Annotated in this window: 8 protein-coding genes; 6 read left to right on the top strand and 2 right to left on the bottom strand. The window is 72.2% G+C overall.

Annotation, left to right across the window (positions count from 1 at the left end; genetic code table 11):
• Positions 1-67: 67 nt before the first annotated feature.
• Positions 68-1663 (bottom strand): trypsin-like serine peptidase, encoded by a 1596-nt coding sequence (locus tag FVE25_RS35235; RefSeq protein WP_157251557.1) that lies wholly within the window; start codon positions 1661-1663, stop codon positions 68-70.
• Between the two features lie 434 nt (positions 1664-2097).
• Here FVE25_RS35235 and FVE25_RS35230 point away from each other — a divergent pair, with 434 nt between their 5' ends.
• The gene (locus tag FVE25_RS35230; RefSeq protein ID WP_157251555.1) at positions 2098-3822 is read left to right on the top strand and encodes an AfsR/SARP family transcriptional regulator; all 1725 of its coding nucleotides are present in this window, start codon (positions 2098-2100) and stop codon (positions 3820-3822) included.
• Positions 3823-3908: 86 nt separating this feature from the next.
• Positions 3909-5087: a sensor histidine kinase gene (locus FVE25_RS35225; RefSeq protein ID WP_157251553.1), complete on the top strand. Its 1179-nt coding sequence runs from the start codon at positions 3909-3911 to the stop codon at positions 5085-5087.
• Here FVE25_RS35225 and FVE25_RS35220 read toward each other — a convergent pair.
• Positions 5062-5703, bottom strand: coding sequence for a response regulator (locus tag FVE25_RS35220; RefSeq protein ID WP_219825770.1), 642 nt, complete (start codon positions 5701-5703; stop codon positions 5062-5064). The genes FVE25_RS35225 and FVE25_RS35220 overlap by 26 nt on opposite strands.
• A gap of 93 nt (positions 5704-5796) precedes the next feature.
• Between FVE25_RS35220 and FVE25_RS35215 the strand changes: the two genes are divergently transcribed.
• The 4 genes from FVE25_RS35215 to FVE25_RS35200 are packed head-to-tail and all read left to right on the top strand — an operon-like array spanning position 5797 to position 12122.
• Positions 5797-5985, top strand: a complete 189-nt coding sequence (locus FVE25_RS35215; protein ID WP_157251551.1) for a DUF6229 family protein — start codon at positions 5797-5799, stop codon at positions 5983-5985.
• 18 nt (positions 5986-6003) lie between these two features.
• Positions 6004-8952 (top strand): type 2 lanthipeptide synthetase LanM family protein, encoded by a 2949-nt coding sequence (locus tag FVE25_RS35210; RefSeq protein ID WP_157251549.1) that lies wholly within the window; start codon positions 6004-6006, stop codon positions 8950-8952.
• 3 nt (positions 8953-8955) lie between these two features.
• The gene (locus FVE25_RS35205; RefSeq protein ID WP_157251548.1) at positions 8956-10797 is read left to right on the top strand and encodes an ABC transporter ATP-binding protein; all 1842 of its coding nucleotides are present in this window, start codon (positions 8956-8958) and stop codon (positions 10795-10797) included.
• Positions 10794-12122, top strand: a complete 1329-nt coding sequence (locus FVE25_RS35200) for an FAD-binding oxidoreductase (RefSeq protein ID WP_157251546.1) — start codon at positions 10794-10796, stop codon at positions 12120-12122. Before FVE25_RS35205 ends, FVE25_RS35200 begins: the two co-directional genes overlap by 4 nt.
• Positions 12123-12124 lie beyond the last annotated feature (2 nt).

The following is a 12124-nucleotide window of genomic DNA, read 5'->3' as shown; positions in this document are numbered from 1 at the left end:
TGTACGGCCGGCCGTACCCGAAAGCCCCGCACGGGACGGGGAGGTTCCGTGCGGGGCCATGCGGGCGTTACGGCTTCTTGATGCCCGGCAGGATGTCCCCGCTCCAGTTCTTCTCCGCGGCGCGGTAGACCGAGTTGGTCTCACCGTCGAAGTAGGCGCTGATGCTGTGGTCGATCCGGCCGTTGCTGTCGGTGTCGAGGAAGCCGCCGGTGACACCGTTGACGTAGCCGAGGCGGGTGGCGTTGCTGTACTTCAGCAGCCAGGGGCCGCCGTCCGCGCCGGGGGTCATGGCGCACTTCAGCGCCACGTTCTCCTCGATGCGGTACTTCGCCCAGGTGACGTTCTTGGCGCTGGTCTTGCCGTAGCACGTCTTGGGTGTGATGCCGGTGTACGCCTTGTTGCCGTCCGGGTGCTCGGCGTAGGGGTAGCCGAAGACCCGGACGGGGGACTTGGCGACCGGCTGGTTGTAGGCGAAGCCCTGGCCGCCGACCGCGTCGCCCAGGCGGCCGGTGGAGACCAGGCCGCCGTCGCGGATGAAGTACTGCTCGACGTAGTACACCGTCTTGGTGCTGGACTTCACCCACTTCAGCAGCCAGTAGGTGGTCTTCTTCCAGCCGATGACGTTCGTGCCGTCCTTGACCTCCTCCACCTTGCCGGGGAAGTTGCCGGACGCCTTCTCCTTGAGGAGGCGCTCGTAGTCCTCCTTGGAGATCGGCACCGTCTCCGAGGCGAACTGCGAGTTGTTCTCGTAGTCCTTCTTCGACGAGGTGTAGGTGCCTTCGGTGACCTCGAAGGTGACCGCCTTGATCCCGTCCTTGCCCTCGGCCGCGAGGTACGGCTTGAGGGTCTCGTCGGAGTTGACCCCGGCCGGCTTGGCCACGGTCTCGGTCTTCGGGTCAACGATCTTGGACTTGTACGGCCCGTCCTTGCCGTACTTGTCCACCCCGGCGTCGTACTCCGCCTTGGTGATCTCCTTCTCGTCCACCCACTTGTCGCCGACGAACTTGTCGAACTCGGCCTTGTTGACCTGGGTGGTCTTGCCGGTACCGAGGTTCAGGCCGTTGTAGACGGTGACGAAGGCGTAGTTGCGGTCGCCGTCCTCGTAGTTGGCGTAGTCGTAGTGCAGGTACGCCGTCTTGCCGACGAAGATGCCGTACGGGGTCTTGCCCTGGTAGAAGGCCGGGACGAAGACCCACTTGTCCATGACATGGCCATTGCCCGCCTCGTCGTAGACGCAGTTGCCGGCCGTGGCGACCAGGTTGCGGTGCTGCGACTGGATCGAGGTGGCCGAGCACCAGTTCAGGCCGCCCTTGGCGTTGACGAAGAAGACCTTGCCAATCGTCTTCGGGAAGTTGACGTTGTAGCTCTTGGCCACCTTCTTCTTCTCGCCGCCGATCGGGGCGACGAGCCCCGGCTTGCCGTCGGCGGTGTACCCGCCGGTCATGGCGGCGCCGCCGGCCTTGTAGTCGTAGGTGAGCGCGGTGGCCTGCCTGAGGGCGGCGTTGTTGGAGGCCGTCCAGAACTTCAGGACCTCCGAGACCTCCCTGGCGTCTTTGGCCAGCGCCTCCGCAGCGGGATCGGAGGAGGTGGCGCCGGCCAGGGCGGGGGTGGTGAGGCCGGCGGCGAGGAGGAACCCGCCGGCCGCGATGAGGGTGCGCTTCATTTACCGAACTCCTAGGTCGGACGAGGAACGCCTTTTGCGTTCCTTTCGTCGGAGAGGAATGACGGTGAAACTACACGGTTTGCCAGGGAATGCAAAACCATTTCAAAGAAATATGTTTACGCAGGTCAGACGGCACAAATAAAGGTAGGCACACCTTCTGCGGAAGGCGTGCCCACATCCCTTTATTGACGTCGTTCAGCGCAATATCTGCCCCCCTCGGGAAAGTAGATGGGCAAGTTTCTACCGAGGGGACTTCGACGAATCTTCGATGCCCAGGTCAGGCCAGGGTTCTGGGGCCGTTGGGTGGTTTCGCCCCAGTTCGCGGCGCATTTAAGATACGTTTAACGTAGTATGCGAGCTTGCTTGATCCACTTGGTTCTGCATCGGGGGCGACTGTGGCTTTGTGGCGTGTTGACCTGCTGGGGCAGGTTCGTTTGCGGGACGCGGCCGGCCGTGAGGCGCCGACCGGGACACCCCAGCAGCGCGCAGTCCTGGCCATGCTGGCCATGCGCGCGGGAGAGCTCGTGACCAGCACGGACCTTCTCGACGGCATCTTCGGCGACGAGCACCCGAGGACGGCCGCGGCCACCATCTCCACCTACGTCGGCCGCCTGCGCCGCGTCCTCGGCCGCGAGATCCTCGCCTCGGTGCCCGGCGGCTACCAGCTCGACGTCGCGCCCGAGCACGTGGACGTGAACCGGTTCGCCGACCTCATCGCCGCGGCCGCCCAGGCGGCGCCGGTCGACGCCCTCGACCTCTACCGCGAGGCCGAGTCCCTGTGGCGAGGGGAGCCGCTGGCCGGCAGCGGCGGGCCGTACGCCGAACGCCGGCGCGCCACCCTCACCGAGCGGCGCCTGACCGCCTGGGAGGCCCGCCTCCAGCTCGAACTCGACCTGGGCCGGCAGACTTCCATCGCCGCCGAGCTCCAGGGCACCGAGACCCTTCACCCCTTCCGCGAGCGGCTGCACGCCATCCACATGCTCGCCCTCTACCGGCTGGACCGGCAGGGCGAGGCGCTGACCATCTACGAGCAGGTGCGCAGGACGCTCGCCGGCGAACTGGGCGTCGACCCCGGCCCGGAACTGGCCGAGCTGCACACCGCGATCCTCAGGGCCGACCCCGCGCTGCACGTCGTCCAGCCGATCCCGGTCGCCGGCGCGCACCCCGCCCAGCTCCCCGCCGACGCCGGCGACTTCACCGGCCGCGCCGAGATGCTGGCCGGCATCACGGTACGGCTGGGCGGCGCCGGCCAGAGCGGCTGCACGCTGGTGGCGATCTCCGGCATGGGCGGCGTGGGCAAGACGACGCTGGCCGTACGCGCGGCGCACGCGGTCCGCCCGTTGTTCCCCGACGGCCAGCTCTACGCCGACCTGCAGGAGGCGCCGCCCGCGGAGGTGCTCGGCCGGTTCATCGTCGCGCTCGGCTGGCCGCCCGACGCCATGCCGGCCACCGAGAGCGAGCGCGCCGCCCTCTACCGCTCCCTCACCGCGGACAAGCGCCTGCTGGTGCTGCTCGACAACGCCGGCGACCACTCGCAGGTCGGCAGCCTGGTGCCCGGCTCGCCCTCGTGCGCCACGCTGGTCACCTCCCGCGCGATGCTCACCCATCTGCCCTCGGCCCGGCACGTGGTCCTGGACGTCATGCCGGAGCAGGAGGCATTGGAACTCCTGGCGGCGATCGTGGGCGAGGCGCGGGTGGCGGCGGAGCCGGAGGGCGCGCGCCGGCTGGTCGCGGCGTGCGGGCTGCTGCCCCTGGCGATCCGGCTGGCGGCCGGTCGGCTGCTGGCCCGCCCCAATTGGCGGCTGGCCCATCTCGTCGGGCGGCTGGGCGGGCTGGAGGAGCTGCGCGCCAGCTTCGACCGGTCGTACGCGCAGCTGAGCGACCGGGAGCACACCGCGCTGCTGGTGCTGGCCTCCGGCGAGGAGGACGAGCTGACGCCGGCCGCGTGCGCGCCGGCGCTCCGCCTGACGGCGGAGGAGGCGGAGGAGATCCTGGAGAGCCTGGTGGATCGGGCGGTGCTGAGCTCGCCCGCGCCGGGCGTCTACCGCTTCCAGAACCTGGCCCGCCAGTTCATCAGCGAGTACGGCGAGGCGGAGTGGACCGGGGCCACCCCGCGCGGCGGGAAAACTCCGGGCGTCCGGATCCGGTCGCGCGCTTGAGATGACGCCCGGGGTCGGTGGATCTTTGAAGCCGGCTCCTCGGAAGGGCGTCATCGCGCATGCCTCCATCACCCGATCGGGGTTCCATGGGCTGGAGGGACCCGTCGTTCCTGGCATCGGTGCCCAGCGGCGAGCGGGTGTCCCGGTTCGTGGCGATGTTGCTGCTGTTGCAGCGGCTCAGTTACCTGCTGCCGGCGTGCGCGAGCCTGTTCGCCCAGGAGGCGTTGTTCGCCGACCGCACCCGCAACGCGGTCCTGCTGGCGCTGGCGCTGTCCTGGAACGTGACGATGTTCCACCGGGTCGCGCGGCGCGGCTGGTTCGCGTTGTGGATGGTGGTCGTGGACGTGGTCGCCACCTGTGTCTTCATGCTGGTGGTGACGGGCGACTGCATACAGACCTCGGGCACGTGCCAGGCCAACTGGTCCTCGCACGCGCTCCTGGCGACGGGCGCGCTGATCGGCGCGGTCAGCGACCGGGCGATCCACTTCGTCGCCCTGCTGCCGCCGATCGGCGTCTACGCGCTCGCGCACGCCGGCGACATGGGGCAGCGCTTCCCGTTCGCGCTGGAGCTGGCGGTGCGGGTGAACAGCTACGTGTGGTTCGCGATCATCGTCTACTTCATCCGGCGCTACCTGGCCGCCCAGGCCAGGCGGCTGGACGAGCTGACCGAGCAGCGGCTGGCCGCCGAGACGGAGAGAGCGGCCGAGCAGACGCGCCTGGCGCACTACCGGCAGTTGCACGACACGGTCCTGGCCACGCTGACCGCGATCGCCCGCGGGGGGCTGGATCATCACGAGGAGGAGGTACGGCGGCGCTGCGCGGCGGACGCGGCGTACGTGCGCGCGCTGATCAGGCAGGACGACGCGGGACCCGCCACCGGGCTGGGCAACGGCCTGGCCCACGCCGTGGCCAGGGCGGCCGGGCTGGGGATGTGCGTGCGTTACGCCGCCGAGGCGCTGCCCGAGGACCTGCCGGCCGAGGTCGCGGTGGCCATGGCGGAGGCCGCCACGGAGGCGCTCAACAACGTGGCCCGCCACTCGGGCGAGCGGGAGGCATGGCTCACCGCCGTCGAGGTGGACGGCGTGGTCACCGTCCGGGTGGTCGATCGGGGCACGGGCTTCGATCCCGGCGAGGTCGAGCCCGGCTACGGGTTGCGCTCCTCGGTCGCGGGGCGGATGCGCGAGGTGGGTGGCAGCTCGGCGGTCATCACGGCGCCGGGTGAGGGCGTGTGCGTGGAGCTCAGGTGGCCAGACCGTCCTCCCTGACCCGCTCGGCGAGTTCCAGCTTCGTGTACGCGGGACGGCCGGCCTTGCGGTACTTGTCCTTGACACGTTCCAGGTAGTTCTTGGCGGTGCCCGGCTGCACGCCGGCGCTGCGCGCTGCCGCGGTGAGGGTCATGCCGGAGGCGTAGGCGAGCAGCACCGCGCGTTCCTGGGGGGAGAGCACGGGCCGGTCGCCGTCGCGGTCGGCCAGCCAGCCGAGGGCGAGCTCGCGGGAGAGGGCGACCTCTTCCTTGGCCACCTCCCTGACCTTGGCCACCAGGGCCGCGAGGTCGTGGTCCTTGGTGAGGTAGCCGCCGGCTCCGGCCTCGACCATCCGCCTGGCCATGTCGCCCGAGGTCACGACGCTGACCACGAGCACCCGGCGGCGCAGCCGGACGAGGGTGCGCAGGTTGTCCATGGGGTCGGAGCCGTCGGCCAGCAGCAGGTCGAGCAGCACCACGTCGGAGGGCGCCGGCTCCGTCCGGAGTAACTCGGTGACCGTCGCGGTCCACCAGGTCAGCTGCACATCGGGGACCGTGTGCAGCCAGGCGGCCAGCCCTTCGGTGAGCATCCGGTCATCGTCAACAACAGAAAGGGTGATCACGCCTGTCTTTCCCATATCCGGAATGTCATGTCAAGTCCGCAGTTATGGCGGCTACCGGGCACGGATCCGGCAGCAGAACATGGCGCCAAGTCCGAGAAGGGAGTAAGCATGACCGTCACGCTCGAGAGGGCAGAGGAGATCATCGCCGCCTGGAGGGCCGGCGAGGAGTCCGACAGCCCGGTCGGCCCCCTGCTGCCCGGTCTGTACGTCGAGTCCGAGATCACCATGACCGGTCCGGGTCATTCCGGCAGGTGCGGGACCGCCTGCTCGGGTTCGCGCACCCGCATGTGCTGCTGATCCAGGAGTCGCGAGCACATGGCCGGTGAGTTCGACCCACCGCTGGACCCGTTGATCGGACCGGCTCTGGCCGACCTGGAGGCCCGGCTGGGGTCGCTCACCGGCCTCGCGCCGGCCGAGCGTGCCGCCATCCTGGCCGGAGCCACGCGGTCCCTGGAGGAAGACGTCCGCCGCAAGATCACCCGAGTGCTGGTGCTGGAGGTGAACGCAGCCCGGCTGACCGGCCGCCTGGCTGCCGGTGATTCCGCAGGTCGCTGGGAGGAATGGAAGCAAAGTGTGGCGAAACCGGCATTCTGGGAAGGGCTTGCCGGGCCGTACCCGAGCATGATGCCGCGGCTCCGCACGGTCATCCGCAACCGGTGCGCGGCCGCCCTGCGCTTCGCCGAGCGCTTCGCCGCCGGCCGCCCGGCACTGTCCAGGCTGCCCGGAGCGCCGTCGGGCCCGCTCGAACGGGTCGAGTTCGGCGCCGGGGACAGCCACCGGGGCGGGCAGACGGTCGTCCTGGCGCACGGCGCGGACGGCCACGTGATCTACAAGCCGCGTTCGCTGGCCGTGGACGCCGCGCTCGGTGAGCTGCTCATCCACCTCGGCGACTCCCCCATGCGCGTGCCCGCCGTCGTCACCTGGTCGGGGTACGGCTGGGCCGAGCACATCGAGCACCGCCACTGCGCCGACGACGCCGAGTTGCGCGCCTTCTACCGCGGCATGGGCCACTGGCTCGCGCTCATGCGCCTGCTCGGCGGCAGCGACCTGCACGCCGAGAACGTCATCGCCGCCGGACCGCACCCCGTGGTCGTCGACTGCGAGAGCCTGTTCGCCCCGCACGCCAAGGCCCGCCCCTCCGGGTACGGCCAGGCCACCGACCTGGCCGTCGAGCTGGTGGACACCTCGGTCATGCGCACCGGGCTGCTCCCGGGCCGCGGAGTGGCCCTGGGGTGGAGAGGCGTGGACATGTCGGCCGCCGGCGCGCTGCCGGGACAGCAGCCGCAGGTCGAGCTGCCGGTGGTGCTCGACGCGGGCACCGACAGCCCCCGGATGGGCACCGAGATGTTCGAGCTGCCGCCCGCGGCCAACCACCCCAGTCCCGAGCCCGTGCTGGGCCACTACTGGAGCGTGATCGTCGCCGGGTTCGACGAGCTGGACGAGCGCCTGACCGAGCTGGACAGATCCGGCAAACTGGTAGCGCTGCTGGCCGGGTTCGCCGACTGCCCGGTCCGGGCGGTGCTGCGCTCCACCGAGTCCTACGCCGAGCTGGCCCGCATGCTCTGGCACCCCGTCGCCCTGCACAACGACGTGCCCGCCCGGGCCAAGGCCGCCGCGCTGCTGGCCAAGATGTCGGAGAACGTGCCCGGCGCCCCCGGTGACGCGGCCATCATCGCCGCCGAGGTGGACGAGCTGTGCGACGGCGACATTCCGATGTTCGACACCACGCCGCGGGTCGGCATGCTGCGCGGTCCCGCCGACACCCGGTGCGGGCCGGAAACCGACCTGGTCGCCGACGCCGTGGCCCGCTGGCGCGCCCGCGACCACGGCCTCGACCGCAGGGTCGCGCAGGCCGCCCTGGTCAGCGCCTACCTCAACGAGGGCTGGATGCCCGACGAGGAGCGCCTCTCGCCCGGCCTCATCCGCACCGACCGCCTGGAACCCCGGCGCCGCACGGCCGCGGCCGGCATCATGCGCGGCGTCCTGGACAGCGCGATCCACGGCGCGGACGGCACCGTCACCTGGATCACGCCCCTGCTCAACCCCACCGGCTGGGCCGTCCAACCCCTCTCCGCAGACCTGTACGGCGGCGCCCACGGCGTGGCCGTCCTGCTGACCGCCTACATCGGCGAGGCCGCGGAGGGCCGGGCCGAGCCCGTCGAGGAGCTGCCGGGGCTGCTGCAGGCGGTCCTGCGCACGATCCGCCTGGCCGAGGACCGGGACGCGGCCAAGCGCCAGGAGGACATCAAGATGCGGCCGGAGCCTCCCGGCGCCTACCTGGGCATCACCTCGCAGGTGTGGGGCTGGCTGCTGCTGCGCGAGCTCGGCGCGGCGGGGGAGGAGGCACTGGCCAGGGCCCGCGCGCTGGCCGAGCTGGTGCCGGAGGCGGTGGAGGCCGACGACTGCTACGAACTGCTGTCCGGCATGGCCGGGGCGATCGTGCCGCTGCTGCGGCTGGGCGAACGGGCGGGGGAACCGCGATGGGCCGAGCTGGCCCATTCGATCGGCGCCCGCCTGGCCACGCTGGCCGAGGAGCGGCCGGGCGGCGTCTGCTGGCCCAGCCCCCGCTTCCCGCAGGGCCTGGGCGGCCTGGCCCACGGCGCCACCGGCATCGCCTGGGCCCTCTCCCGCCTGGCCGACGCCACCACACCCGACATTACCGGCCTGCCCGCCGCAATCGGAATGCCCGCCGCAACGGGCCTGCGCGCCTCCGCTGGAATGCCAGCCGCAACCGGGACGCCCGCCGCATCCGGCCTGGCCGACCAGGGCCGCATCCGGCGGCTGGCCGATGCCGGGTTCGCCTACGAGGACACCCTCTACGACCCCGGCCAGCGCGGCTGGCTGGACCTGCGGGAAGACGGCTTCACCGCGGCCGCGTGGTGCCACGGCGCGGGCGGGGTCGGGATCGTGGCCGCCGACCGGTGGGCCCGCGAGGGCGGCGCCCGGTGGCGTGACCGGCTGGAGCGCGCCGCCGAAGCCTGCTGGCGTGACGGCACCGGCTGGAACCACACCCTGTGCCACGGCGACCTCGGCGTCTGGGAGGTGATCGAGCACGCGCGGGCGGCCGGCGTCGCCCCCGTGGACCGGGCCAGGCTCGACGCCCACATCCTGGGCAGCCTGGAGGAGAACGGCCCGATCAGCGGCCTGGCCAGGGACGCCTTCGCACCCGGCATCCTGCCCGGCCTCGGCGGAGTGGCCTACCAGCTGCTGCGCATGCACCCGGACTGCACGCTGCCGTCCGTCCTGCTGCCGGACCTGGGGTGATGCGTGGAGGACGAGCTCGAGACCCCCTACTGGCACCTGGACCGCCCGTCCGCCCGCGCGCTCCGGCGCCTGCCCACGCTCACCCTCCCGGTGCTGCGCCTCATCTGGGAGTCGGGCCGGCGACCGGCGCTGGTCATCCTGATCCTCCAACTGGGCGCGGGCGTCGCGACGGCCAGCGGCCTGCTGGCGACCGCGGCCGTGCTGGACGACCTGCTGGCCGCCGGGGCGGCGCCCGAGCGCTTGATGGCGGCGCTGCCCAGCCTGGTGCTGGTCGGCGTGATCGTGGCGCTGCGCGGGGCCGCCGACGCCGCGGTCGAGCTGGCCAGGGCGCGGCTGGAGCCGGCGCTGCGCCGGGCGGCCGAGGAACGGCTGTTCGCCGCGGCCCTCGGTGTGCAGCTGGCCGACTTCGACGACGTGGACTTCTACGACGGCCTGCACCGGGCCCGCGACCGCGGGCTGTTCCACCTGGACCGCGCGGTCGCCAACACCATCGACCTGATCGGCGCCGCCTGCGGGGTGACCGCGGCCGCCGTCGGGCTGGCCGTCCTGCACCCGCTGCTGCTGCCGTTGCTCGCGATCAGCGTGCTCCCGGAGGCGTGGGCGGTGCTGAAGGCCGCGCGCCGCGGTTATGCGGGCATGCGGGAGACGGTCACGCTGAACCGCCGGGTGGACATGCTGGCCGACCTGGTCACCGAGCGCGAACCGGCCGCCGAGCTGCGGGCCTGCCAGGCTCAGCCGTACGTGCTGTCGGAATACCGGCAGGTGGCCGACGTCCTGAAGGCGCAAGAGACCCGGGTCGGGCTGGCCATGGCGCGGGTCAGGACCATGGGCAGGGCGGCGGGCGGCCTGGCCATGGCCGGGGTGCTGGCCGTACTCGGGCTGATGCTGCACAACGGCTGGATCGCGCTGGCCGCGGCGGGCACCGCGGTGATCGCCGTCAGGGTAGCCGCCACGGCGCTCAGGCAGCTCGCCCAGGCCGCCAACCAGCTCCTCGAGCAGTTCCTGTACGTGGCCGACTACCACGACTTCCTCGCCGACGCCGAGGCGAGGAAACGGCCCGAAGGCGGTACGGCGGCGCCGCGCTCGCCCGAGCGCGTCACCCTGCACGGCGTCGGCTTCACCTATCCGGGCAGCAGGCACCCGGCGCTGCGCGAGATCAACCTGACCATCCACGCGGGCCAGACGATCGCGCTGGTCGGCGAGAACGGCTCCGGCAAGACCACGCTGGCCAGGCTCCTGGCCGGTCTCTACCGGCCCACCCGCGGCATCGTGCGGTGGGACGGCCTCGACACCGCGGAGCTGGACCAGGACACGCTGGCCGACCGGGTGGTCCTGGTGCCGCAGCAGCCGGTCCGCTGGCCGCACGACGCCAGGACGAACGTCCGCATGGGCCGCCACGACCGCCAGGACCCCGGGGACCACGCGCTGCGCGAGGCCGCCGCGCTGGCCGCCGCCGACGACGTGGTGGCCGGGCTGCCCGCCGGATGGCAGACGCTGCTGTCCAAGCAGTTCAGGGGCGGGCACGAGCTGTCGGCGGGGCAGTGGCAGCGCCTGGCCGTGGCGCGCGGGCTGTTCCGCGACGGGCCGCTGCTGATCTGGGACGAGCCGACCGCGCCGCTGGACGCCAAGGCCGAGTACGCGGTCTACGAGACCCTCCGCAAGATCGCGGGCGAGCGCACGGTCCTGCTGATCACGCACCGGCTGACGAGCGTACGGCACGCCGACCGCATCTACCTGCTGCACCGGGGCGCCATCGCCGAGGAGGGCACCCATGAGGAGCTGCTCGCGCTGCGGGGACGCTACGCCGAGCTGTATGCCCTCCAGACCGGCACGGTGAAGCGATGAAGGTGATCCACCCCGGCGAGCCGGGCTACCAGGCCAGGCGCAAGGCGTTCCTGGGCACGCTCACTGAGGAGCTGCCGGCCGCCGTCGCCTGTTGTGCCACCGAGCCGGACATCCTGGCCGCCTTGGAGCTGGCCAGGGCGCGCGGCCTGCCGTTCGTGCTGCGGGGCGGCGGCCACAGCTTCGCCGAGCACTCCACGACGACCGGGCTCGTCGTCGATCTCGGCGCGATGAAGCGGATCGAGATCGGCCCGGACACCGTGCGGGTGGGCCCCGGCGTCCAGGTCGGCGAGCTGGCCCGGCGCCTGGCCGGGCACGGCCGGATGGTGCCCAGCGGCTGGTGCCCCACGGTCGGGGTGATCGGCGCGGTGCTCGGCGGCGGCTACGGCGTCTTCAGCCGCCTGCACGGGCTCGGCGCCGACCACGTCCTGGCCGCCCGCGTCATCCTGGCCGACGGCCGGACCGTGAACGCGCCCGACGACCTGCTGTGGGCGCTGCGCGGCGCCGGCGCGGGCAACTTCGGCGTGGTCACGGAGCTGACGCTGCGCACCCGCCCCGTCGTGCCGATCACCACCGTCCAGGCGACCTGCGCGTACGGCGCGGCCGCCGCCCTCGTCGACGCCTGGCAGCACTGGGCCCCGGAGGCGCCGGACGAGGTCAACCTGGAGATCGCCGTGATCTCCGGCGACGAACCCGGCGAAGAGCCCTACGCCGTGTTGTTCGGCGTCGTCGCCGGGCCGGAGGAGCGGGCGGCGAAGCTGCTCGGCGAGCTCCCGTCCCTGGACGAGGTCCGGCTCACCCGCCTGGAGGGCGCCGCGGCCGCCTGCCACCACGCCTACGCCGACGACTCCGGCGGCGCCGTCACCGATCTGCCCCTGGGCGAGCGGCCCGGCCTGCGCCTGAACAAGTCCGGATTCTTCCCCGGCCACCTGCCCCGGCAGGCCATCGAGGACCTGCTGGAGCGCCTGGCCGCCGACCGGGTGTACGGGGAGATCCGGGACCTGGAGTTCGTGCCGTGGGCGGGCGCGATCGGCCGGGTCGCGCCCGACGCCACGGCCTTCGCCCACCGCGGCCCGCGGTTCCTGCTGAAGCAGTCGGTCCAGGTGGGTTTCCGGGCCACGGACGCGCGCAGGAAGGACGCGCACGCGTGGCTGAACCGCTCCTGGGCTCGGCTGTCTCCCTGGGCGTCGGGCGTCTACCCCAACTATCCCGACGCCGACCTGGAGGGATGGGCTCAGGCGTACTACGGCGGCAACCTGGCGCGGCTCCGGCAGGTGAAGAACGCCTACGATCCCACCGGCGTGTTCCGCTTCGCCCAGTCCCTCTGAAA

Origin of the sequence: Nonomuraea typhae (genome assembly GCF_009760925.1) — a bacterium.
GTDB classification, from domain to species: Bacteria; Actinomycetota; Actinomycetes; order Streptosporangiales; family Streptosporangiaceae; genus Nonomuraea; species Nonomuraea typhae.
Note: the sequence above shows the minus strand (reverse complement) of the source record. Positions and strands in the feature narration are given on the sequence as shown.

What these genes read in the sequence shown, in the direction of transcription:
- FVE25_RS35235 (WP_157251557.1), bottom strand. Translation starts at nt 1,663, where the DNA reads ATGAAGCGCACCCTCATCGCGGCCGGCGGGTTCCTCCTCGCCGCCGGC.
- FVE25_RS35200 (WP_157251546.1), top strand. Translation starts at nt 10,794, where the DNA reads ATGAAGGTGATCCACCCCGGCGAGCCGGGCTACCAGGCCAGGCGCAAG.
- FVE25_RS35210 (WP_157251549.1), top strand. Translation starts at nt 6,004, where the DNA reads ATGGCCGGTGAGTTCGACCCACCGCTGGACCCGTTGATCGGACCGGCT.
- FVE25_RS35220 (WP_219825770.1), bottom strand. Translation starts at nt 5,703, where the DNA reads ATGGGAAAGACAGGCGTGATCACCCTTTCTGTTGTTGACGATGACCGG.
- FVE25_RS35215 (WP_157251551.1), top strand. Translation starts at nt 5,797, where the DNA reads ATGACCGTCACGCTCGAGAGGGCAGAGGAGATCATCGCCGCCTGGAGG.
- FVE25_RS35225 (WP_157251553.1), top strand. Translation starts at nt 3,909, where the DNA reads ATGGGCTGGAGGGACCCGTCGTTCCTGGCATCGGTGCCCAGCGGCGAG.